The organism is Clostridium sp. Marseille-Q7071 (genome assembly GCF_965112025.1).
On record NZ_CBCOPR010000001.1, the window covers coordinates 364,489 to 389,235 of the forward strand.

General features: G+C 27.3%; 17 protein-coding genes, 1 riboswitch and 1 other annotated feature. Of the genes, 6 read left to right on the plus strand and 11 right to left on the minus strand.

Annotated elements, in window-relative coordinates; translation table 11 throughout:
- Positions 1 to 786: 786 nt before the first annotated feature.
- Positions 787 to 2,274, plus strand: coding sequence for a 4Fe-4S dicluster domain-containing protein (locus ACWPW7_RS01645; RefSeq protein ID WP_454052127.1), 1,488 nt, complete (start codon positions 787 to 789; stop codon positions 2,272 to 2,274).
- A gap of 138 nt (positions 2,275 to 2,412) precedes the next feature.
- On the opposite strand, the gene ACWPW7_RS01650 is transcribed toward ACWPW7_RS01645, so the two are convergent.
- The 3 genes from ACWPW7_RS01650 to ileS all read right to left on the minus strand — a co-directional run bounded on the left by ACWPW7_RS01650 (position 2,413) and on the right by ileS (position 9,084).
- Positions 2,413 to 3,162, minus strand: coding sequence for a hypothetical protein (locus ACWPW7_RS01650; protein ID WP_454052128.1), 750 nt, complete (start codon positions 3,160 to 3,162; stop codon positions 2,413 to 2,415).
- A 619-nt stretch (positions 3,163 to 3,781) separates the two neighbouring features.
- Positions 3,782 to 4,777, minus strand: a complete 996-nt coding sequence (locus ACWPW7_RS01655) for a LacI family DNA-binding transcriptional regulator (RefSeq protein WP_454052129.1) — start codon at positions 4,775 to 4,777, stop codon at positions 3,782 to 3,784.
- Between the two features lie 1,202 nt (positions 4,778 to 5,979).
- Complete coding sequence (gene ileS / locus ACWPW7_RS01660) at positions 5,980 to 9,084, minus strand: isoleucine--tRNA ligase (RefSeq protein ID WP_454052130.1); 3,105 nt, start codon at positions 9,082 to 9,084, stop codon at positions 5,980 to 5,982.
- A 142-nt stretch (positions 9,085 to 9,226) separates the two neighbouring features.
- Positions 9,227 to 9,445: a binding site (T-box leader), on the minus strand.
- Positions 9,446 to 9,859: 414 nt separating this feature from the next.
- Between ileS and ACWPW7_RS01665 the strand changes: the two genes are divergently transcribed.
- Together ACWPW7_RS01665 and ACWPW7_RS01670 are read left to right on the plus strand one after the other, a co-directional pair.
- Positions 9,860 to 10,495 (plus strand): MBL fold metallo-hydrolase, encoded by a 636-nt coding sequence (locus tag ACWPW7_RS01665; RefSeq protein WP_454052131.1) that lies wholly within the window; start codon positions 9,860 to 9,862, stop codon positions 10,493 to 10,495.
- A 456-nt stretch (positions 10,496 to 10,951) separates the two neighbouring features.
- On the plus strand, positions 10,952 to 12,397 hold the full coding sequence (locus ACWPW7_RS01670) for a UDP-N-acetylmuramoyl-L-alanyl-D-glutamate--2,6-diaminopimelate ligase (protein ID WP_454052132.1): 1,446 nt from the start codon (positions 10,952 to 10,954) through the stop codon (positions 12,395 to 12,397).
- A 260-nt stretch (positions 12,398 to 12,657) separates the two neighbouring features.
- Here the strand turns inward: ACWPW7_RS01670 and nrdG are convergent, their stop codons facing one another.
- On the minus strand, positions 12,658 to 13,170 hold the full coding sequence (gene nrdG, locus ACWPW7_RS01675; RefSeq protein ID WP_454052133.1) for an anaerobic ribonucleoside-triphosphate reductase activating protein: 513 nt from the start codon (positions 13,168 to 13,170) through the stop codon (positions 12,658 to 12,660).
- Positions 13,171 to 13,465: 295 nt separating this feature from the next.
- Complete coding sequence (nrdD, locus tag ACWPW7_RS01680; RefSeq protein ID WP_454052134.1) at positions 13,466 to 15,589, minus strand: anaerobic ribonucleoside-triphosphate reductase; 2,124 nt, start codon at positions 15,587 to 15,589, stop codon at positions 13,466 to 13,468.
- A gap of 338 nt (positions 15,590 to 15,927) precedes the next feature.
- Between nrdD and ACWPW7_RS01685 the strand changes: the two genes are divergently transcribed.
- On the plus strand, positions 15,928 to 16,128 hold the full coding sequence (locus tag ACWPW7_RS01685; RefSeq protein WP_291563184.1) for a cold-shock protein: 201 nt from the start codon (positions 15,928 to 15,930) through the stop codon (positions 16,126 to 16,128).
- A gap of 226 nt (positions 16,129 to 16,354) precedes the next feature.
- On the opposite strand, the gene ACWPW7_RS01690 is transcribed toward ACWPW7_RS01685, so the two are convergent.
- Positions 16,355 to 17,458: a GGDEF domain-containing protein gene (locus tag ACWPW7_RS01690; protein WP_454052135.1), complete on the minus strand. Its 1,104-nt coding sequence runs from the start codon at positions 17,456 to 17,458 to the stop codon at positions 16,355 to 16,357.
- A gap of 227 nt (positions 17,459 to 17,685) precedes the next feature.
- Here ACWPW7_RS01690 and ACWPW7_RS01695 point away from each other — a divergent pair, with 227 nt between their 5' ends.
- Both ACWPW7_RS01695 and thiT read left to right on the plus strand, forming a co-directional pair.
- Positions 17,686 to 17,865 carry a S1 RNA-binding domain-containing protein gene (locus ACWPW7_RS01695; protein WP_291563178.1) on the plus strand — a complete coding sequence of 60 codons (180 nt, stop codon included), beginning with the start codon at positions 17,686 to 17,688 and terminating at the stop codon, positions 17,863 to 17,865.
- 55 nt (positions 17,866 to 17,920) lie between these two features.
- Positions 17,921 to 18,021, plus strand: a riboswitch (TPP riboswitch).
- A 187-nt stretch (positions 18,022 to 18,208) separates the two neighbouring features.
- Positions 18,209 to 18,838: an energy-coupled thiamine transporter ThiT gene (gene thiT / locus ACWPW7_RS01700; RefSeq protein ID WP_454052136.1), complete on the plus strand. Its 630-nt coding sequence runs from the start codon at positions 18,209 to 18,211 to the stop codon at positions 18,836 to 18,838.
- Between the two features lie 22 nt (positions 18,839 to 18,860).
- On the opposite strand, the gene ACWPW7_RS01705 is transcribed toward thiT, so the two are convergent.
- The 5 genes from ACWPW7_RS01705 to rnmV all read right to left on the minus strand — a co-directional run bounded on the left by ACWPW7_RS01705 (position 18,861) and on the right by rnmV (position 24,482).
- Complete coding sequence (locus ACWPW7_RS01705) at positions 18,861 to 19,673, minus strand: hypothetical protein (RefSeq protein ID WP_291563172.1); 813 nt, start codon at positions 19,671 to 19,673, stop codon at positions 18,861 to 18,863.
- 104 nt (positions 19,674 to 19,777) lie between these two features.
- The gene (locus ACWPW7_RS01710) at positions 19,778 to 20,356 is read right to left on the minus strand and encodes a hypothetical protein (protein WP_454052137.1); all 579 of its coding nucleotides are present in this window, start codon (positions 20,354 to 20,356) and stop codon (positions 19,778 to 19,780) included.
- Positions 20,357 to 20,703: 347 nt separating this feature from the next.
- Entirely contained in the window at positions 20,704 to 22,737 is a 2,034-nt protein-coding gene (locus tag ACWPW7_RS01715; RefSeq protein ID WP_454052138.1) for a hypothetical protein, read from the minus strand.
- Positions 22,738 to 23,095: 358 nt separating this feature from the next.
- Positions 23,096 to 23,938 (minus strand): 16S rRNA (adenine(1518)-N(6)/adenine(1519)-N(6))-dimethyltransferase RsmA, encoded by an 843-nt coding sequence (gene rsmA, locus ACWPW7_RS01720; RefSeq protein ID WP_291563163.1) that lies wholly within the window; start codon positions 23,936 to 23,938, stop codon positions 23,096 to 23,098.
- Positions 23,919 to 24,482, minus strand: coding sequence for a ribonuclease M5 (gene rnmV / locus ACWPW7_RS01725; protein ID WP_454052139.1), 564 nt, complete (start codon positions 24,480 to 24,482; stop codon positions 23,919 to 23,921). Before rnmV ends, rsmA begins: the two co-directional genes overlap by 20 nt.
- Positions 24,483 to 24,747: the final 265 nt, after the last annotated feature.

A 24,747-nucleotide genomic window follows, 5' to 3' on the forward strand; every position in this document is an offset into this window, starting at 1 on the left:
AAAATAAGTTAGAATTTATTTTTTCAAAATTTCTAACTTTAATTACATTATAATTTATGTCAATAATATTGTAAAAGATTTTACAATATACAGTACTATCTTAAAAATTAATGCACAACTTAGTCAATGGAAAATTGAAGATGGACAATTGACAATTGACAATTGTAATTAAAATTAATTCTACAAATTAATCTCTTTAATTGGATTTTTAAAAAGTAACTGTGTCACTTCAAAACAAATTAGTTCTAAATTTCTCAGCTTTTACTGAGAGGTTTTCTAAATCGTCAATTGTAAATTTTCTACTCTCCATTGTATAAAGATGCAGTGTAATTCGGCATAACCCCTATTCATTTGACTATAACAATGTAGATAAGTAATAGATCAGCTAATGTATTAAATATCCACAATTGTAAATTGTGAATTGAATATCTATAATTTAAAATTAAAAATAATAATTATTTTGATATATACGTTAGTTTTACAACTAGTACATCTATAATATTGTACTACTTTTTTAATTATAAAAAAACTTATAACAATAATTCGTCATAAATTCCCTCTATTCTTGCCTTGTATTGCATTATCCTTCAAATTTTATTACTTGTTTTATGCTTTAACTGAACAGTTCAGAAAAATGAAAATTTTCCGTCAACTCTAGATTTTTTTCATTCAAATTTTGTTATTTTTTTAACGATTTTATGTTATAATATATCTAGAAATCTTGAGGGTGAAATCCTCATTACTAAAACTATATGGGTATAAAATTATTTAAAGGGGATTAGGTATATGTTTATTTTTGAAACACATTTAAAAAAAGTTAAACATGATGTTTTAAAAAGTATCGCTATTTTAGCAAAAAAGGACAAATTAACGCTTGAAGAATTAGGAAAAATTCACGAATGTATAGTAGACAAAGATAAACCTCAGTATAGATGCTGTATCTATAAAGAAAGAGCTATTGTAGGACAAAGAGCTAAACTCGCTGCAGGTTATTTACCTTCTGGTGAAAGCCTTGATGATCTTGTAGACATAAAAAATGATGATCAAATTATATATGTTATAGAGGCTGCTTGTGATAAATGCCCTATTAACAAGTTTACTGTAACTGAAGCCTGTAGAGGATGTATTGCACATAAATGCATGGAAGTCTGTCCTACTAAAGCGATGGTTCGAGTAGGTGGAAAAGCTTATATAAATCAAGAGCTTTGCAAAGAATGTGGCCTTTGCAAAAAACAATGCCCTTATGAAGCTATTTCTGAGGTCTTAAGACCATGCAAAATAGTTTGTCCTACAGGTGCACTTTCTGTAGCAACAGATAGGCAAGCTATGATTAAAAATGAAGATTGTATCCAATGTGGTGCCTGCATGACTGCATGTCCTTTTGGTGCTATCTCTGATAAAAGTCTAATTGAACCTGTAGCAAGAAGAATATCTCATGGTGAAAAAATGTATGCTATTGTTGCTCCAGCAATTGCAGGGCAATTTGGCGCCAAAGTATCAATGGGCCAAATAAAGACTGCACTTCAGAATATAGGATTTATAGAAATGTATGAGGCTGCTTGTGGAGCAGATGTAGTAACTGCCCATGAAAGTAAAGAATTTATTCATAAAATGGAGAATGGTGATAAATATATGACCAACTCCTGTTGTCCAGGCTTCTTTAGTTATATTGAAAAAAAATTTCCTACTGAGACAGCTCATATATCTACAACAGTTTCGCCTATGATAGCCACTGGTAGATATATAAGATCTTTAGATAGTGAGGCTAAAATTGTATTTATAGGACCATGTACTGCTAAAAAGTCTGAAATAAGAAGAGAACCTATAAAAGATATTATAGATTATGCTCTAACCTTTGAAGAATTATCTGCACTATTAGATGCATTCGATATGGATCCTGAAAAATGTGAGGATTCTAATGTAGATGGTGCTTCAATTTATGGTAGAGGTTTTGCCGCTGCTGGTGGATTAACTGCTGCTATAGAGAATTATATTAAAAGTCAAAATGTAAATGTGGAATTTAAACCTGTAAAAGTTAGTGGCCCTATGGAAATAAAAAAGGCTATGTCATTGGCTAAAGTTGGGCGATTACCAGGAAATTTCATAGAAGGTATGATGTGTGAAGGTGGATGTATAGGCGGTGCTGGAACAATTCTTCCACCACTAGCAACAAAATTAACTTTTACAAAGCAAAATAACCAAGCTACTAGAAAATCAGTAATTGAAAATGAAAAAATTGCAGAGTTTGAAGCTTTAAATTTAGAAAGATTATAATATAAAAAAAGTTCTATATTATACCAATAAAAAATTAAATTCTACGAAATAGAAAAATGGATAAGAAAATTTTCTTATCCATTTTTCTATTTATTAAAAGCCTAAGTCAAAATGTAATAACTTTAATGATGCCAATTTTTACTCAATATAAAGTACTTTTATTTTGCTTTTTAATGATACAAATTCTTTTGAGATTTTAGTTAATATGAATTCTCCTGTTACTTGCTCAATTTCATTTATACCAGTAACAACAGCAACTGCAATGGAAGCAGATCCACATGAAGTTTCATAATAAAAGGTATTGACTTCATTTACCCAAATAATAGGATGAATTTTCACTTGTTTATTTTCTCTCTTTGTATACCAAACTACACCTACAGCACTTCTGCTTAAAAGGTCTAATTCACTAGTAACTTCCTTATGAATATCTTTATAGTTACTAGGTAATTTCCCCTCAATAACAATATGAACGATTCCACCAAGATCAACTAAAAATGCTTGTGTACCATTAGAAAGTTTAACTTCTTTTGAAAGTATATTCATTCCATTAAATATACTTTCAACATTATATTCATTATCGGAATATTTATTTACAGTTGAATGAACACTACCATTAAATCCAGAAACAGTAAAATTAACTATTGATTCTTTTCTTAATATTGAAAAAACTACTGCTGCAGCTCGAGAAGCATTTCCACAAAACTCACTTCCAGCCATTTCAAAATGTAAATCCTTTGGAATAAGAAAACCAGACTGTTCAACTTCAAAATTATCATACTTTTTTATTAATTCATTGCCATTACTGCTATACCATTCTCTAGTTTGTGAATTTTCAATAAGTTGAATTACTGTAGTATTTCCTCCAGCTGCACTTACCAAATACTTCATATTACCATTCCCCTTATATAATTTTTTACTGACCATATTTATATAAACAAATTATTTAAAAATATACTTAATTGGATTAATCATAAAATTTTTATAGGTTTTTAATTATGATAAATCAAATGTTTCTTATAACTGGATAACTAGAGCTTTACTGGATTGCTACAACTAACATCTATATAGATAAACTACTTTAAAAATTAGTGTATAGCTGAATATAGCTACACCCTTGAATGTTTCAATTCACAATTCACAATGCAAAATTCACAATTATGGTGGAAATTAATTCTTTAGAAATTAATTTCTTAAACTAATTTTTACTAGCAATGTATTGCTAGTTCTTTATAAGAAGTGATTGTATCACTTCAAGAATAAATAATTTTAGAACTGGTATATCTATAAATATGCTACTTTGAGGTTTTGTTTGTAAATTCTATAAATTCTTAAAATTGTGTTATTAAATTATTTAAGCTTACACTAAATTCAAACAAAAACAGGATTTGCTTGCGCAAATCCTGTTAACTTATATTGTCTACTGCAAGACTTTCATTTATTTTCTTAAAACATTTAAAAATTTTTAAAATAATTTTTTGTAGAAAATACTTTTTAAAGGAAAGTCCTTCTATTTACAAGAATTTCTCTCTATTATTTCATAAGGTAGAACGAAATATTTTTTATCTATTTCTTCCTTATTTATTATTTTTATAAGTAATCTCATACTTATTGATCCCATATCATAAAGTGGCTGAGATATAGTTGTTAAGGTTGGATAATACATAGAGGCTAAATCCGTATCACTAAATCCCATAACATCTACGTCATCAGGTACAGATATATTTCTTTCTCTCAACGCATTAATAACACCTACTGCTACTTCATCGCTTCCACAAAATACAGCATCTACTTCATTATTCTCAAGTATAGTGTTTATACCTTTATATCCTTCTTGAGCATTTAAGGAAGAGAAATAAACTAGAGACTCATCAAATTCAAGTTTTTCTTCTACTGCACTTTTATAACCTTTGAAAAGTTTCTCGTAATTTCCACCATACATTGATGGGAAGAATCCTATAAAAGCAACTTTTTTATTTCCCTTATCAATTAAATAATTAGTTGCATCATATGCAGCTTTATAATTATCTATAGTTACACTTGGGTATTTACCCTTCTTATCACCTGTACCTACAGATACAATTGGTAGTTCAAGTTCATTAATAAGCTCTTCAACTTCATCTACAAGAGCATTACCTATATAAACAACCCCATCTACCATCTTCTCTTTTAGCATTCTAAAGCTTTCTTTTTCCCTTTCTAAGTCCAGATCTGTATTGCAGAGCATTATGTTATAGTTATAAATATTTGCAACATCCTCTGCACCTCTAACCACTTCTGGGAAAAGAGAATTTGCAATATCAGGAATTATTATTCCTATTGTACTTGACCTATGTGTCTTTAAACTTCTTGCTAAAATATTTGGTCTATATCCTAGTTTGTCTATTGCATCTAATACTTTTCTTTTCGTATCTTCGTTTACAACATTTATTCCGTTTAAAACTCTAGAAACAGTTGCTATTGAAACTCCCGCTTCTTTAGCTACATCTTTTATTGAAGCCGCCACGTTAATCACTCCTATTATAAATTAAGCTTTATTATTTATAGTAAGTTATAGAAACATAATTTACAATAGTTTTTCCTAATAAAATGTATTCTATGTTAACTATTAGCTTAATCTTTCAATTTCTTTTTCTTTAAAATAGACTGTTGAAAATGTATAGGCTAAAACTGAAATTACTATTGTAGAAATAATTAATAGTTCTGACATATTATCCTCTCCTTACACCCAATCTTTAACTTAACTATAATATATTGGGCAATTTATTTGGTTACAAATGAATTACATTTAAATAAATATAAATTTAAACTTGTAATTTTTCTTCCCTATAATATAGACGCTTTTTAAAGATAAAAAGTTTCATCATTTATTAAATTTTAATCAAACTTTAATAAAAGTCTTCTATATTTCTTATAATTGACATAAATTCCTTTTTTGACCCCTTAATTTTACATATGAGTGGCCACAATATTCTTTTTTCAATATAAAAAAAGAAAAGTGATTAGTCACTCTTCTTAAAAATTAATTGGATATGTCCTATATACTATTTTAAAAATTTGTTTATTTTATTACCTGTAATAGCTTATCCACTAATATAAATTCTATAGCTAATATAATTATGTATATGAATATTAAGAATAACAAATGTCCTTGAGTCTTGCTTTTATGCTTTCCTTTTTTCCTTCTATTCTTCTTTGAAAAGAAACTAAAATATATAAATATAAATAATGGTATGTTTGCTATAAGTAGTATTGCTATAAACTTTATTGGGTCCTGCATATCTTAGTCATCTCCTAAAAATTTAAATTCATCGTCTATCCATAAATTTTATATTACTCTTAATCTTTTAACAATTTTTTTAGCTTACATTTATGTTCATAGTACTTACACTTTTGTAATATATAGAATTTACTACTAGCATACCTTATACAATGAAGAATTGACAATGGGCAATGGAGAATTATAGATACTTCTCCTTTATAGGAGAAGCTTTAAATTGATTTCTTTTTTGAAGTTACACAGTAATTTTCTATATTGAAACTAGTTCTACAGTTGTTATTTAAATTAAGTAAATTAAATTCAACTATAATTATCAATTTTTCATTATTTTATAATTTATATTACTATGTAAAAAACCTTATTAATCAAATTTGAATTTGATTAATAAGGTTTAAATCGTGCCAAATAAAATAACTTATTTTAATTTCTTAAGCTAACTTTTCTACAGCAAGGTTTAAGCTTTCTCCATTTATCTTAACTTCTTGATAATTAGAGTCTGCATTATACACTATCTCAACAGCTAATGTATCTTTAGCAATTTGCTCTTCAAATTTTCTAATAATATTTTCAAGCATTTCATTTCCAGATACATATATGTTAATCTTATCTGCAACCTCAAAGCCACTTTCTTTTCTCATATTTTGAATTTTACTTAATATTTCTCTTACATGACCTTCTTCTCTAAGTTCATCTGTAATATTAGTATCAAGTACAACTCCTATATCTCCTTCACCTGCAAAAGCATATCCCTCTAAACCTTGCATTGTCACAAGTAGATTTTCAGATGTTAACTCTATCTCTGTTCCATCTACATTAATGCTAACAATTTTACCATTGTTTATAGCTTGTGCAAGCTCCATTTGATTCATTGAACCGATAGCTTTTCTTATACCAGGTATTAATTTACCATAAGCTTTTCCGAGTATAGGTAAATTTGGTTTTATTTCAAAGTTAACATATTTTGAAATGTCAGCACCAAGTTCTACTTCTTTTATATTAAGTTCATCCTTAACTATATCTCCATAATATTCTGGAAGTGTTCCTATTGAAACAAGCATTTTAGATAACGGCTGTCTATTTTTAATATTAGCACCATTTCTTGCACTTCTTCCAAGCTTAACTATTTTATATGCTTTATCCATTTCCATCTCTAATGAGTTATCTACTAAATCTTCTCTGTACTCAGGCCATTTGCATAAATGAACACTTTCTTCAGCATTTTCATCAAAATTAACTACTAAATTTTGATATAACTCTTCTGTAACAAATGGTATAAATGGAGAAGCTACTTTAGCTAAAGTTGTTAATACTCTATATAAAGTCATATATGCTCCTATTTTATCCTCTGTTAGATCTTCAACCCAATATCTTGCTCTATTTCTTCTTACATACCAGTTAGAAAGCTGATCTACAAAATCTTCAAGTTCTTTAGCACCTTGAGTGATTCTATAGTTTTCTAAATGTTCATCTATGTTCTTAACTAAAGTATTAAGTTTAGACATCATCCACTTATCCATTATGTTTTCTGATACAAAGTCTTCATACTTAGTTGGATCAAATTTATCTAATTCTGCATATAGAACATAGAAAGAATAAACATTCCATAATGTTCCTATAAATTTCCTTTGAGCTTCTATAACTGCATCTTCATAAAATCTTGAAGGTAGCCATGGTGCACTAGCTGTATAGAAATACCATCTTAATGCATCTGCTCCTTGATTTTCTAGTACAGTAAATGGACTTAATACATTTCCTTTATGTTTAGACATTTTTAATCCATCTTTATCTAAAACGTGTCCAAGTACTATGCAATTTTCAAATGGATTTCTCTCAAAAACAGTTGTTGATATAGCAAGTAATGTATAGAACCATCCTCTTGTTTGGTCAACTGCCTCTGATATAAATTGTGCTGGGAAATTAGACTCAAATATTTGTTTATTTTCAAATGGATAATGATATTGAGCAAATGGCATTGAACCTGAATCAAACCAACAGTCAATAACTTCTTCTACTCTCGTCATTTCTTTAGCACATTTTGGACAATTTAAATGTACGTTATCTATATATGGCTTATGAAGCTCTATTCCTTCTGGTACATTTATTCCCTTTTCATGAAGTTCGCTAACACTTCCTATCATTTCTCTGTGACCACATTCACATTCCCAAATTGGAAGTGGAGTTCCCCAGTATCTATTTCTTGAAATACCCCAGTCAATAACATTCTCTAAGAATTTTCCCATTCTTCCTGTTTTTACGTTATCTGGCATCCAATTAATTTTATTATTATTCTCTAATAATTGATCTCTAACAGAAGACATTCTTACAAACCAACTCTCTCTTGGATAGTAAAGAAGTGGTGTATCACATCTCCAACAATGTGGATATGAGTGTAGGAATTTTTCTCCTTTATAAAGAATATTGTTCTCTTTTAAGTAAGCAACAATCTTCTCATCTGCTTTTTTAACAAAGATACCAGCCCAAGGAGTTACCTTTTCAACAAATTTTCCTTCTGCATCAACCAAGTTTATCATTGGAAGATTGTAACGCTTACCTGTTTGGTTATCCTCATCCCCATATGCAGGTGCTGTATGAACTATACCTGTACCATCTGTTAATGTTACATAATCTGCATGAACTATATAGAATGCTTTTTCTTCTGGAGTTTCAAATTTAAACATTTGCTCATATTCTTTTCCAAGTAGAGCTTCTCCTTTGAATTCCGCAACGATTTCATATTCTCCCTCAAGTTTATTTAAAAGTGTTCTTGAAAGTATTATATTTTCTTCATTGTGCAGTACTTCTACATAATCATATTTTTTATTTACTGCTAATGCTACGTTACTTGGTAATGTCCAAGGAGTTGTTGTCCAAACTAATACATATTTATTCTCATCTTTTAGTTTGAATTTAACATATACGGAGCTATCCTTAACATCCTTATATCCTTGTGCAACCTCATGAGATGAAAGTGTAGTTCCACATCTTGGACAATATGGCATTATCTTATGACCTTTATAAATTAAGTCTTTATCCCACATTTGTTTTAATGCCCACCAAACTGATTCAATGTAATCATTGTGGAAAGTTACATATGGATCATCCATATCTACCCAATAAGCTAATCTTTCAGACATTTGTCTCCACATTTCAACATATGTAAATACACTTTCCTTACATTGTTTAACGAACTCTTCCACACCATACTTTTCTATTTCTGGTTTACCTGAGATTCCAAGCTTCTTTTCTATTTCAAGTTCTACAGGAAGACCATGGGTATCCCATCCTGCTTTTCTTAAAACCTTGTAGCCCTTCATTACCTTATATCTTGGAATTATGTCTTTCATTACTCTTGTTATAACGTGTCCTATATGAGGCTTACCATTTGCTGTTGGAGGACCATCATAAAATGTAAAATATTCACCATCTTCATTTGAATCAAAATTCTTTTGAATTACGTTTTTTTCTTCCCAAAGTTTTAATACATCTAATTCAATATCCATAAAACTCTTTGAAGAATCAATTTTCTTATACATAATAAATCTCCTTCCTAATATTTAATCTATATTTTATTGTAATCTATACTAACGATAATAAGATTAATCCTCATTATTATCATTAACACAATATATACTTCCTATAATGAAATATATTTTAAAAAATAAAAAACTCCGTCCTAAATAGGACGAAGTGAACTTCGCTATACCACCTATGGTAATATCATAAACTCAAACACTAACATGTTCTATCCTTTAACGCAGAAATACGGACAAACTTACTAAAATTCAGTCTTCAGCTCCTAGGTGATTTTCCCTTAACCATCACTATGAGGTTTCACCAAATCCTCACTCTCTGTAAGTTACTTGTTAAAGTACTTTTCCTAATCTTAGCCTTTTAAAATTTTCTAAATTAATTTTATATCAATTATAGTACAGTAAATTTTTATTGTCAATTTATTTCTATCCTTTTTTTATCTTAAATATTCAAGATATTTAAGATAAAAAATTAAACTCTATCTAGTATTTTTACATATTACATTTATTAGGATATATTAGAAAGAATTTTTTAAAGTATATTATTTAAAATAATGCTAATAATTAAATGAAATATAGTTTAATTTTCAACAAAATTAATCTTAAATTACAACTTTAGTTAAATTTTTAGATTAATATAGCAAAACTTTTTATTTATAAACTTAAAAATCTTTTACCTAAATATTTATAATAATTCCAATTATTTATATCCTATACTATAATTAAGATAAATTTAACAAGGAAATGTAAAATAAATAATTTATAAGGAGAGATGAAAATGAAATTAACTTGGCTTGGCCATGCTTCTTTTTTACTTGAGGATAGTGATGGTAGAAAACTTCTTACAGACCCTTTCGACGAAACTGTAGGATACACTGTTTTTAAAGGTAGAGTTGATGTAATTACCATAAGTCATGATCACTTTGATCACAATTACATTAAGATAATTGGTAATGAAGCTAAAATCATAGATAAAGTAGGCTTTTTTAATGAATGTGATATCCCTATTAGAGGAATACCATCTTTCCATGATGAAGTTAAAGGAGCAAAACGTGGAGAAAATATAATTTTCATAATTGAAATGGATGGATATAAAATTTGCCATCTAGGAGATTTAGGTCATTTATTAACAGCTCAAGACTTAGATATGATTGGTGATGTAGATATACTCCTCATTCCTGTAGGTGGAAACTATACCATAAGCGGCAGTGAAGCTGCTAATATCGCAAACTCAATTCAAAGTAAGATAACTATACCTATGCATTATAAAACTCCTCGCTTAACTTTTCCACTAGATGGAGTTGAAACTTTCTTAACTCACATGAAAAGCGGAGAAAGAATTAATAGTAACTCCATAATAATTGAAGATATATTAGATGAAGATAAAAATAAGGTGCTAATACTTACAACATAAAATTACAACTATAATATAGTCATTACATTAAAGCTTAATCCTTATACAAATATGCTTACTTGCTAAAATATTTTTAAATTACAATTACAAAAACTTATCTATTATACAATTCACAACTTAAAATAATGCATAATGTCAGTTCACAATTATGAACTGAGCATTATGCATTCAATAGCACTAATTAAAATACTAAAAAATAGCGTTTATTCTGATATATACAATAAAGTTAACATGAATATATCTATATAAAGTATTTATATGATAGCTGATAATTATAGAAGCAATATGATTTCTATAATTATATAATAATGTTATAAATTTTTAACTTCTTTAATTTTATTATTTATTATAATGTATTGGAGATAAGTTATTTTATTAAAGCCAAGTTTTCCATAAATAAATTTATATAATATATAATTACAACATAATAATATGTAAATAAAAGAAGGTGAGAGTATGATATTAAAGAATATCTTGATAGGAGTAGAGTACTTACTAATTCAAGGAACGTTAGACATATCTATAAATGAATTAAAATATGACTCTAGAAAGATAACTTCTAATGACGTGTTTATATGTATAAACGGAACATTAGATGATGGTAATAAATACATAGATGATGCTGTACTAAAAGGAGCAACTGCTATAATAACCAATAAAAATATTAAAATTGCTCCCCATATTACAGTAATTAAAGTAGATGATACAAGAGAAGCCCTTGCTATTATGTCATCTAATTACTATGGTAATCCTAAAAATTATATTAAGATAATAGGAATAACCGGTACTAACGGAAAAACTACTACTAGTTACATGATAAGAAATATCTTAAAAAATGCAGGATTTAAAACAGCATTAATAGGTACTATATGTAATTATATAGGTGATAAAAAAATTGAAACAGATAAAACAACACCTGAATCTTTAGAACTTCATAAACTTTTAAGAGAAATGGTAGACAATAATATTACTCACTGCATTATGGAAATCTCCTCTCACTCCTTAGCTTTAAAGAGAACATACGGAATTACTTTTGAACATGGGGTATTTACTAATATAACTCATGATCATTTAGATTTTCATGGAAATTTTTATAACTACTATCACTCTAAAAAAATTCTATTTATAAATTCTAAGAATTCAATTATAAATATAGATAATGAGTATGGTAAATCACTTTTAATTGAATTTAAAAATCGTTACACTTACTCACTTAAAAATAACGGTTCAATAAGCGCTAAAATATTATATTCTTCCTTAGAAGGTTCCTCATTTTATCTTAATTATAAAGAGAATTCTTTACCTATTAATTTAAGAATAGCAGGATTATATAATATTCATAATGCTTTAGCTGCTTCTATGGTAGGAATTCTGGAAGGTGTAAGCTTAGATTTAATAAAATTTTCTCTTGAAAATCTTCCTATAATTGAAGGTAGATTTCAATATGTATGTGAGGAATATCCTATTGATTATAAAATAATAATAGATTTTGCCCATTCTCCTGATGCTATAGAAAAAATATTAAATACAGTAAAGTCTTATACCGATGGAAGAATAATAACTGTATTTGGATGTGTAGGCAATGGTGATAGAGATAAACGCCCTATTATGGGACAAATTGCTACTGGTTTAAGTGATTACGTTATAATTACTACAGACAACCCTAAAAATGAAGATCCAGAAGAGATTATAAAAGACATTAAAAGTGGCATATCTTCTGATAATTATTCTATAGAAATACATAGACCTGCTGCAATTAAAAAGGCACTTTCAATTGCTAAAAAGAATGATATTGTTTTAATTGCTGGTCGTGGTCATGAAAGTTCTATGAAAGTTAAAGATAGAACACTATATTTTACAGATGAAGAGGTTGCAATAGACTTTCTAGAAAGAAGAATATAAGAAATTCATGTATAAAAAAAAATTACTTAGACTACTTAATTGCAATTAAGTAGTCTTTTATACTCTTATTTTCTTATATAATATTTCTTATTAAAAATTGTATATCTGTTATACAAAATGACATGCTACTATTACAATCATCTAACATATTTTTAGGCTTTGGTTATCTTTCTTTACATATGACCTTTGCACAAGTACATTAGAAATAAAGGAATATACCTAAGCCCACAATTACAACTCTTAAACTAACTATATAATTTCTAGCATTCTTCTACTATAACAACTTCTCCTTTTGATAAGCTTCTTTTTACATCCACTATTCTTTGATTTGATGATCCTCTGTACTTTAAATTATCATCTTTTTTACTAATATCAAATTTTCCATCTACAAGTACATCAATATTTTCAATTAATTCTCTCAATCCTACTTTTTTATTACTATTATTTAAAATTTCTTCAAAGGTATATCCTGTATAACACCATATATCTTTATTTAATTTCTTAACTTCCTTAGCTATTTGTGAAAAAGCTTCTGCTTGTTCTACAGGATCTCCTCCACTAAAGGTAACTCCTTTAATTAATGGATTTTTCTTTATATCATTAATAATATTATCAATATTAAAAGCTTGACCATCATTAAAGCTATGAGTATGAGTATTAAAACAACCTTTACAATTATGCATACATCCTTGAGCAAATAAAACTCGTCTCATACCTGGTCCATTAGTTAAACTTTCATGTATTATTCCTGCTAATTTTACTGTTTTATTCATTTAATCACCTATATACTTATAATTTCTGTCTTTCCAAATTGTTTATATATTTTACTAATAATATAATTTAGTTATTAATTTTAACTTTATTTTTTCATTTAAGTAATCTTAATAAATATTTTATCATAGATAAAAGTTACTAAACAAATATACAATTAAAACTTTTTATAGACTTAAATATTGGAAATAAGCCTTCTTAAAACAACTATTCTGCTATATCTTGTTTCTAGTTAAAAGCAAGACATATTAATTTTAGAAATTAAAAGCACCAAGAAATATTCCTTGGTACTTTTAATTATTTATTATTTATATTATAAACTTTTTTATGGTCTTCTGTATGAGAAATTCTATCTTCTCTCTCATGATATTTTCCTGGCCCAAATCTTTCATCTAGACTTAAATACCCTGTTACTCTAGATACACCTTGAATGTTTGTACTTCCACAAGTTGTACATTCAAACTTTTCACTATCCAAATAAGTACCACATTCTCTACAATATTTTATATGAAAATTAATTCCAAGATAGCTTATATTGGTATTTTCATAGGCATACTTAATTATATCCATTATATTGTCACCATTTGGGTAATCATCAACCTCTAAATAACTTATATGGCCTGAATTACAAAGTTTATGATATGGTGCTTCTATATGAATTTTATCTATTATAGATATTGGGAATCCTACAGGTACGTGATAACTATTTGTATAATATTCCTTATCCGTTACCCCCTCTATTTCTCCAAATATCTTTTTATCTTGTAATATAAATCTTCCACTTAATCCTTCTGCTGGTGTTGCATAACAACCCCAATTTAAGCCAGTTTCTTTAGTTAGCTTATCCGTAAAGTTTCTTATAAAAGTTATTATTTCAACCCCTAAGTTTCTTGAAGCTTCATCTTCTCCATGATGCTTTCCAGTCAAAGCCACTAAAGTTTCAGCAAGTCCTATAAAACCTATAGCAAATGTACCTTGCTTTAATATTGGTTCAATTGAATCATCTTGTGATAATCCTTCTGATCCCTTTAAAAGTCCTTGACCTGCAACAAAAGGTAAATCTTTTATTTTAAGCTTTTTAAGTACATTATATCTATGCATTAATGCTTCACTTGCTTGTTCTAATCTATTTTCTAGTAGTGAGAAAAACTTTTTCACGTCACTTTTTGCAAGTATTCCAACTCTTGGAAGGTTTATTGTAGTTGGTGCTATATTTCCTCTTCCTTTTGTGCCTGGCTCTCCATTGCAATTACTCATTACATAAGTTCTACATCCCATAGTCGCTGGCACTATTCCTTGATCATAATAAACTTTATTAAAGTCAGAATCTATATTCATGAAAGTAGGATTCATTCTCTTACTAGCTACTTCACATGCAAGTTTAAATAGATAGAAATATGGATCATTCTCTTCCCTATTTACACCTTTTTTAACTCTAAATATTATATTAGGAAATATAGGTTGTTCTCCACGACCTAATCCTTTTTCGTATTCTTTTAAGAATATTTCACATATAAGTGCTGCATCTTTACTTTGAGGTATTCCTATATTCATAGAAGAAAAAGGAACTTGACTACCTGCTCTAGAATGCATTGTATTCAAATTATAGACAACTCCCTGCATGGATTGCTCTATTATTCTTCTTAATTTTTTTTCTACTGCTTCTTCTAATACTTCTTCTGATATTCCTAACTCTTTTAATTCTTTTCTTATTTCTTCTCTTGTTGGTTCTACAAAAGTGGCTAAGTCATTATCAAAATCTGCATGGGATTGTCCTCCAAACATATCGTTTTGAGTAGATTGAAGTAATATACAAGAAAGTTCTGCTGCCGAATCTATACGTTTAGCCTTTCTTAAATAACCATATCCAGTATTAAAACCTCTTTCTAAAATTTCTTTAGTAGGGATATGCAAGCAGTTTATAGTTAAATTATAACTATCTAAATCGTGGTAGTATAAATCTCCATTTTCATGGGCTTTTGATAGGTGCTTAGGCATAGTAGATAAGTTATACCATTTATTGGACTCACTAGCTATTCTGAGTAGTTTAGAACTAAAATTGTTTCCAACATTAGCATTGTCTCTATCAGTTTCTACTCCTATTCTTTCTATAGCTTTCATCAAATCAGATTTTATTTCTCTAATTCTAGTTCTCTCTTTTCTATAATTTCCATAAGCAACACCTATAGGCTTATGACCATTTTCAAGTAAAGTACTCTGTACTATATTTTGAATTTCTTCTACTGTTAATTCTTCTACATTTAAATTCTCTATTCTTTTTATTATCTTTTGAGTTAACTCTATTTTTTCACTTTCTAGTAAATTATAAGATATTTCCTCTGCTGATCCTTTAATAGCATTAGTTATCTTAACAGAGTTAAATTCAACCTTTCTACCATCTCGCTTAACAACATATAGCATAAATTACCCCCCTAAAACACAACATATTGCACTCGGATAATTATACTCTACTAAAAAAATTATATCAATTTATAAAAATATCTATGAAAATGGACTATGGTTTATTAATTACATTTAACTTGTAATTGTTCCTTTTTTCATGTGGACATCATAATTGACATAAAGATTTATTTAAAATATCCATTAATCTAAAGTATAAAACTATCTAAAAATGCTCAAGCTATATTTATAATGAAAATTCAATGTTAACTATAGCCATATTAAGCTTAAATTTTATTATTACAGTAAATATGGTACAATCATAACAAGTGAAATTTTTTTATTCAGGAGGAATTTAGATGAAAACAGGTACAGTTAAATGGTTTAATTCTGAAAAAGGATTTGGTTTTCTATCAGTTGAAGGCGAGGAAGATGTATTTATTCATTTCTCTTCAATTCAAGGAGAAGGATACAAAACTTTAGAAGAAGGTGACAAAGTACAATTTGAAGTTGTAGAAGGTTCTAGAGGACCCCAAGCAGCTAATGTTGTTAAGTTATAATTTAGCTTATATAATTAAATATTTTTATTTCTTTATAAACAGCTACACCCTTCACATTATTATGAAGGGTGTTTATAGCTTAAGTAATATTCAAAATTTAACTAGTCAGTATACTAGTCTACTTTTCATCATACTGAGCCGTTAGAACTTAATGATAGCTTGAAGCCTCTGAGCCTGTGTGATGCAAAATATATGCCTACCTTTGGCTAGTTGCTTTTTCATATGCCTAAACTATTTCTTTATTAAATTTTTTATACTTATACATCTTCTTATCTGCACCACAGATTATAGTCTTAAAATCATATTTTTCTCCTCCAGCTATTTCAAAAATTCCGTAACTAAAATCTAAAGTATAGTCTTGTTCTCTATGATTTTTACATATCTCTCTCAAATTTTCCATAATTTCAATTGCCTCATCTTCTCTACACTTATCTAATAATATTAAAAATTCATCTCCGCCTAGTCTACCATATAAATTATTGCTATTGATATGAGATCTTAATGCTTGAGAAAATCTTATCAATAACTCATCACCTATAGTATGTCCATAGTTATCATTGACATATTTAAAATTATTAATATCTATAAAAACTATAGAACTTGTATAGTTTTTATTATAAAATTCGTTAAGATAATATTCTATTATCTGTTCTAAATAACCTCTGCTATAAAGGCAAGTCAGACTATCATAAGTTGCTTTTTCCCTTAATTTGCCTTGAATCAAATGACTTCTAACTGCCAATCTAAATTCATTCAGTATATATTTTACTGTTCGTATATCTTCACTTGAAAAAGCCTCTTCTATAACAGTACTATCTAAATTTAATATTGCAGTTAAAACTCCATCTAAATATATAGGTGCACTTAAAGTATTGTGTATATTTAAAGATTCTGTTGAAATAAGTATATACTTTTTTGAAGGATCCATATAAACTTCATTAAAATTTCTAGGATTTTCTATTATTGCAATATCCTTAAAATTATTTATTTTATGAAGATATATTTCCTCTTTTTTTAATATTATTTTTTTTAAATCATCAGAATATCCATGAAGAGATATAAACCTAAATTCACTTCCATCTTCTGTTATTTTAAGTAAGCTACCTTTAGACGCCTTCGGTACCAATTTTATAGCTGTATTTAATATTAGATCATAGACCTCTTTTTCATTTTTAAGGGAAATTATCTTTTCACTAACAGCATATAGAACTTCTTTTCTTTTTTCTCTTTCTATTAAGCTTTTTTTATAGCTATATATTATGCAACCCTCTATAACACATATTAGTGTTAATACCCCAGTCAATGTTACTAGTAAATTATTTGTCAACATATTAACCCCACTTTTTAACATATATGTTTATTCTTAATTATACAGAATAATTGTGAATATTTGCTATAAAAAAGATAAAAATAATATATATGAGTATTTGTTTTGTAGAAAAATAATTTAAGTTTTATATTTATGCAAGATTTTTGAAAATTGTTTTGTATATCTTTAAATTAAATCTATTTATTAGTCTAATACAAAATTTATAATACAGTTGAAAGGGTGATTTAATGTTTGGCAAAGTAATAGATATGAACAATACAGATGCATTTGTAGAACTTACAGAGGGTATAACTATAAATGTATCTGTAAGCAAACTCCCTAATCATATAAAAGTTGGTGACAAAGTAGATGTATCTTTTTCTAATTCTTCAACTATGCTATATAATAAAATAATAGATTTCTTATAATTTTTATTGTGTTTTCTTTAGTTACATAATATAATGAAATTGTAATAAAAATCTAATAAATTGCTAGGGGTGCCTTATGGCTGAGAGATGAACAATTCATTAACCCTTGTACCTGAACTGGATAATGCCAGCGTAGGAAAGCGTCTATATTAAAATAGAAATTAATATACCTTATGCCTATATTGGCATAAGGTTTTTTATATATTTAGCACTTTATAATATACAATTATTAGATTTATATTTCTTTAATATACACTTTTAAAAGTAATTTTATTTTTAACATATATTTAAAGCATCTTTGATTTATTATTTTAGATGTCTAAAATAAAAGGGGGGTTCAACTATGTTAAATGCATTACAAGAAAACTTATCAAAAGTTTTAAGTAGTAGTACTACAATTTTTACATTAATAGGAGCTCTAATAATAATTATTGCTTTTACAAAAATTAAAAAAATTAAATTTTCTACATCCATGATAACTCAAATTGGTGTAGCTTTAGGTGTATCCCTAGCACTTAGCTTTATAAAGCCTTTTAATGCACCTTATGGTGGAAGTGTTACTTTGGGAAGCATGGTTCCAATTATAATTATTTCCTATATTTATGGCCCTGTAGTTGGAGTTTTAACTGGATTTTTAAGAGGAGTATTAGATTTTATAATTGGTCCAGCTCAGATACTCCATCCTATACAAATACTATTTGACTATGTGCTACCATTTATGGCAATAGGTCTTTCAAGCTTAATTAAGAATAATAAATTATTAGGGACAGTTTTTGGTACCTCGCTAAGATTTGTATTTCACTTTATTTCTGGCTTTATATTTTGGTCAGCCTATGCACCAGAAGGTATGTCTCCTTTAGTATATTCATTCTTATATAATATTTCATACGTATTCTTTGATGGGTTAATCTGCGTATTAATATTAGCAGTTCTTCCTCTTGAAAGATTACAAAGAGAATTTAAAAGAGCCTAGGGAACTCCCTAGGCTTTTAAATTTAAAAATCATCTGGTTTTTTTTCGTATATTCCTATTTTCCATTCGCCTTTTTCATATTTATTAACTACATAATAGTTAGTTTCATACTCACCAGCATGTCCCTTAAAAGTAATTATCGCTTTATATTTTGTAGAAGTATATCCTTCAGTATTTATATTCATTACTATATCAAAACCTTCTACCTTTGCATCCTTCACTAAAGTTACATCAGACATCTTATTAAACCTTTGCTCAAAGTTCAATAAATCAGTAGATAAAATAAATTTTGACATTTCTAAATCTGAACTCATATTAATTCCTATTTTAGGATTGTCTTCTTTACTCTTTTTATACATGTCGACTGCTTCGTATATTGTATCATAATAAACATTTTGAAAATCTATAGGTTTTCTTATATTCCAGAAATTTTTAATTATGTCATTATCAAGTCTTTTTGATACTATATAGTTTTTATCATCATTATAAAAATTTGCACCATCATTCTTGTCTAATCCAGCAATATAGTTGAATTTATGAACCTTATCAGGTCCTTCATAAATTTCAAAAATATAATCTGCTTCTAGTGGACTTTTTGTATCAACTTCTTTAGCACTTGATAAGATTTTATATATTTCCTGTGCTACTCCAACATCAGTAACAGTAAATTTATAACTTTTATCTCTTGTACTTTGAATAGTGATTTTAGTTGCTCTTTTTTCTTTCATAAATTCAAAAGCATTGTTATTGCTCTTTAGCATACTACAACCAGTAAATATAAATACATTTACTAGAAATATTAATAATACCGTTGCATACTTCTTTAACTTATACACACTCTTCCTCCACACTATAAAATTAATAAAAGAGAAGCTTATGATACTTCTCTTTTATTTTTTATATTTTTAATTATAGTACTTATATGATATTAAATCAAATATTAATTGGCTTTAAAAGTCTTCATTATATTTTCAAATATTATAGGAATATTTTCTTTGTGACTTTTATCTTTTATATAGAAACTTGATTTTATTTTATTTCCATTCAAATTTAAAAAATAATCATATGTTCTATAAAAATCTTCTTTAGAAAGAGAAATATTATATTGCATTGAATAAACTTCGTCTTTCCCTATGTTTAACTTAACTAGTTTATAATCTTCAATACCTATATCCTTTATATGTTTTTTATTTTCCTTAATTATAGACTGTATGTCCTCATTTTCGTCCCAAAGTTCTACATGCCCTTTAATTATATTGTCATCAGAAATAAAATCACTATGATATTTAACTTTTTCATTGTTTACTTTAGTCTCACTATTAATCCAAGATTCAGGTAATCCATAAGTAATCTTTTCTTCTATTTTATATGTCTTGAAGGATCCTATATTATTTTGAGTCAATGTAGCAATTTTTAGCTTTTCTTCAAAGTAATTTCCAAGACCAATTATTAAAACCATAAGACCAACCATTATAATGGCTAAACCAGTTTTTCTCTTATTTATCGTTAATACCTTCATCAAATTTTCCTCCATAAATTATTATTAATATAATATATGAGTGCTAATATTAAATTATTAGAAAAGATTGTAACTTTATTAAATTTTAGCTATATCTTAAGGCCTATAAAATAAATACTTAATTAAAAATTAGAAGAATATTTTGTATCATATAAAAAGCTACCCTCTACGTGCTGAATTGTAATATACATAAAATATTACAATTCAATATGTTTTAAAATCTTAACAAATTATTTTTTATATGTAAAATAAATGTATTTACTAATTTACTCAATATTAGAAATTTGTTGATACTAAACGATAATAAAAAATGAAGGGAATTTTTCCCCTCATTTTATTTTTTTATATTATCTTTTAACTGGTACTACTACTGTAGAATTTTTAAAATCATAGAACATTAACCAATATCCCATTTCTGTATCATGCTTATGTGGCATCCATGCTACAAATCCTGTCTTTCCTCCATACGGTTGATCAGACTCAGATTTTTTGCCAGGTAACGCATATACGATATATTTTAAAATTCCATTACTATCATACTTATGACCTATCATAAAATGCTTATGCTTTGCAATATAAGGATAATAACAAATCATTGGATAATAAATCACTGTATATTTTTTATAATCATGCATGCAATACATTTCTTCCATTTTTTCAACAGGAACTTTATACCACACACAATTTTTAATATCATCATATTTATCCATTTTTTCAAACTCTTTAACTATATCTTTAAAGAATTTAGTCATCATATTCTTCATGTCTTTTTTGTAGTTATCGTCTTTATTATACATTTTTTCATGTTCTTCATAATAAGGATAACACTCATGTTTCATTTTGTGATCATAATCTTCTTTCATATGCTCATAATGCTTTTTCATTTCATGATCATACTCTTTATTCATATATCCATAGTCTTTTTTCATATGATCACAATCTTTTTTCATGTGATCGTAATATTTATTTATATAATCATAATCCTTTTTCATATGATCATAATGTTTATTCATATGTTCATGATCTTCCTTCATATGGTCACAGTCTTTTTTCATATATTCATATTCTTTCTTCATTTTATGATCGTGATCTTTTTTCATGTGATCACAATCTTCCTTCATATACTCATATTCTTTTTCCGTGTAATCGCAATCTTTTTTTATTTTATAATCATAATGCTTGTTCATATAATCACAATCTTTCTTCATATCATGATCATAATCCTTTTTCATATGACTGCAATCTTCTTTCATATACTCATATTCTTTTTCCATGTAATCACAATCTTTTTTCATTTCATGATCATGATCTTTTTTCATGTGTTCACAATCTTTTTTCATTTCATGATCGTGATCTTTTTTCATGTAATCACAATCTTTTTTCATTTCATGATTGTGATCTTTTTTCATGTGTTCACAATCCTTTTTCATTTCATGATCGTGATCTTTTTTCATGTGTTCACAATCCTTTTTCATTTCATGATCGTGATCTTTTTTCATGTGTTCACAATCCTTTTTCATTTTGTGATCATCACAATACTCTTTTTCCTTATGATGTTCTTTTTTCTCTTTATGATCATGTTTATCGTATTCATAATCTTTGCACTCATGCATTTTTTCTTCTTTCTTCTTCTCTTCTTTTTTATATTCTTTCTTTTCTTCTTTCTTATGATCATCTTTTTCTTTACATTCACAATCAGACTTATGTTTTTTCTTTCTCATTTCTTCATCTAATTCAGAGTTTTCGATATCTTTCTTAACAGTAGCTATATTTTCTTCTATACTACTTTCCTCTATATTAATTTGTGCTATATCACTTTCTTCTATATTACTTTTTTCTATGTTACTTTGTGCTATATTACTTTCTTCTATATTATTTTCTTTTACAGCTTCTATTTGTTGCTCATATTCATCAAATTTAACTTCTCTTGGCATAGGTTTCATATCTTCTTCCGAAATAACCTCATATTCCTTCCAATCCTTAGATACATCTGAAGTAATAAATCCATGCATTGCACATGTGATTTTGCTACCATCAAACTTAACAATGGCTGCTCCTGCTATTTTATCAGCACCTATACCACTATTTGCTATATTATCCATGTCATATTCATAAGTAACATCGGCTCTGCCATAATCATCTATGTTCATTTTAGCTATTTTCATTATTTTTTTAGTATCTTTCTTATCGCAAATAAGTACCATATAGCAAGGTCCTTTTTGTTTATTCATGTTTTGAACATAATATGATAATTTACATTTATTATTTTTCATTTCTAATTTAGCATAACCTGATGGAGCTTTATCTTGGTCTAAAGAATATCCTTTTTCATCTTCTTGCAATATAATAAAGAATCTACTATAACTTTTTTTAGGTGTCACTTCACGTTACCTCCATTTAAATTTATACACTATAAATATATGAGAGGGAACTTTAAAAAATGATAAAAACCTATACAAGATAAAGTTTAAACTCCTCCCATTTTGTCTTATAGTAGATTATATTTATACTTATTAAATAATATTCTATTTAATGTTAAAAACATTTAATTTTTAACTAGCTATTAATTATAAAAAATACCTCTTAGCTTTCTTAAAATATTTTTAGTCTTATACAAGATATATTTATAACCTCTAACTAATTATTTTCTTTCAAATATTTACAAATTCTTTTAAAATGAAAAAATCATTTTTACTAACTAAATTTTTAATTAGCAAAAATGATTCTTCAAATTAATTTTTAATTCTTTTTTTCTTCTAATATATTATTACTTAATGTAGCAAACTCTTGTATCGTTAAAGTTTCTCCTCTTCTATTAGGGTCTATACCTGCCTTTTCAAAAGCCCTTTGCAGTTTCTCTTTATCCATACTTAAGTTTTTCATTCCATTCCATAGTGTCTTTCTTCTCATATTAAATGATTGACGTATTATATTAAAAAATAATTTTTCATCTTCTACATCTACAGGAGGCTTATTTAATTTATCCAATCTTATAACTATAGAATCAACCTTAGGGGATGGTATAAAGCATGATGGTGGCACTCTTCTTATTATTTTTGTATTACAATAATATTGGACTAATAATGAAAAAGCTCCATATTCTTTAGTACTATGCTCTGCATCTATTCTTTCCGCAACTTCCTTTTGAATCATTATAGTTAAAGATTTAAAATTATAATCACCATTTAATAGATTAACTATAATAGGAGTTGTTACATAGTATGGAAGATTCGCAACAACTTTTACGCTCTGTTCATCACCTATAAGCTCATTATAGTTTACCTTTAAAGCATCTTTATGTATAAGTTCAAAATTGTCATATTCTTTAAGCTCTTCTTGTAGTATAGGTATTAATTTATCATCAAGCTCAATACTAGTTACTTTTTTAGCCTTTTTTAAAAGTTCTTTAGTTAAGGTTCCTACACCTGGCCCTATTTCTATAACATAATCTTCCTTTGAAATCTCTGCTCCATAAACAATATCCTTTAAAACATTATCATCAGTTAAAAAATTTTGTCCTAAACTTTTAGTAAACTTAAAACCATACTTATTCACTATATCTTTAGTCGTTAAGTTTTCCATAATCCATCTCCTTATCTATTTTTTTAAGTGCTTCTACAAACTCTTCTTTAGATATACCATAGTTATTTAATCTAGTTACAAATTGAGATGCATTACAATATCCTATGCCTAAAACTCTACCTAATGCATCTCTTCTTTCTTTAGATTTGCTATCCCCTGTAAGCTTAAAAAAGTACATATCTTGAATATCAAATTCTTTTCGAACTTCTTTCATTTCACACTTAGCATTTTGTAATGCTTTTATTATAGTTTCCGGTGATGCATTTTCAACTCCTATATCCCCATCTTTAGTACCTTCTTTTTGACTTATATATGCATGTTTAACATTGGGTACTCTTTTCGCTATTATCTTTCTTATTTTCTCTCCAGCAAAATCAGGATCTGTGAGTACTATAACTCCCTGCCTTTTTTGTGCTTCTTTTATCTTATTTATTGTACTTTGATTTATACCAAATCCACTTACTGCTATAAGCTCTGCATCTACAGCTCTTTTTACAGCAGTAATATCATCTCTTCCTTCTACAACAATAACTTCTTTAATCATCTGCTCCTCCAATATATTTCCATATTCCTTTATGTCATTTATAATTTTCTTCTATATATTTATTAATGTCAACTGAAAGTTATATACAAATTTAATTTATACAAAAACTATATGTAGTCGTTAGGTGGGCACTATCTCTATTATATGTTGAAAAATACTTTTTAATATATAAATAAGCTTTTAATTCTCAGTTATACAATTAACAATGAAGAATTATTGATACTTTTCCTTTATGGAAGAAGTTTTTAATTGATTTATTTTTAAA

Coding starts and splice junctions, on each gene's coding strand:
- ileS (WP_454052130.1), bottom strand. CDS start 9,084: ATGTATAAGAAAATTGATTCTTCAAAGAGTTTTATGGATATTGAATTA.
- thiT (WP_454052136.1), top strand. CDS start 18,209: ATGTTAAATGCATTACAAGAAAACTTATCAAAAGTTTTAAGTAGTAGT.
- nrdG (WP_454052133.1), bottom strand. CDS start 13,170: ATGAATAAAACAGTAAAATTAGCAGGAATAATACATGAAAGTTTAACT.
- ACWPW7_RS01710 (WP_454052137.1), bottom strand. CDS start 20,356: ATGAAGGTATTAACGATAAATAAGAGAAAAACTGGTTTAGCCATTATA.
- ACWPW7_RS01645 (WP_454052127.1), top strand. CDS start 787: ATGTTTATTTTTGAAACACATTTAAAAAAAGTTAAACATGATGTTTTA.
- ACWPW7_RS01685 (WP_291563184.1), top strand. CDS start 15,928: ATGAAAACAGGTACAGTTAAATGGTTTAATTCTGAAAAAGGATTTGGT.
- ACWPW7_RS01670 (WP_454052132.1), top strand. CDS start 10,952: ATGATATTAAAGAATATCTTGATAGGAGTAGAGTACTTACTAATTCAA.
- nrdD (WP_454052134.1), bottom strand. CDS start 15,589: ATGCTATATGTTGTTAAGCGAGATGGTAGAAAGGTTGAATTTAACTCT.
- ACWPW7_RS01690 (WP_454052135.1), bottom strand. CDS start 17,458: ATGTTGACAAATAATTTACTAGTAACATTGACTGGGGTATTAACACTA.
- ACWPW7_RS01695 (WP_291563178.1), top strand. CDS start 17,686: ATGTTTGGCAAAGTAATAGATATGAACAATACAGATGCATTTGTAGAA.
- rsmA (WP_291563163.1), bottom strand. CDS start 23,938: ATGGAAAACTTAACGACTAAAGATATAGTGAATAAGTATGGTTTTAAG.
- ACWPW7_RS01665 (WP_454052131.1), top strand. CDS start 9,860: ATGAAATTAACTTGGCTTGGCCATGCTTCTTTTTTACTTGAGGATAGT.
- rnmV (WP_454052139.1), bottom strand. CDS start 24,482: ATGATTAAAGAAGTTATTGTTGTAGAAGGAAGAGATGATATTACTGCT.
- ACWPW7_RS01650 (WP_454052128.1), bottom strand. CDS start 3,162: ATGAAGTATTTGGTAAGTGCAGCTGGAGGAAATACTACAGTAATTCAA.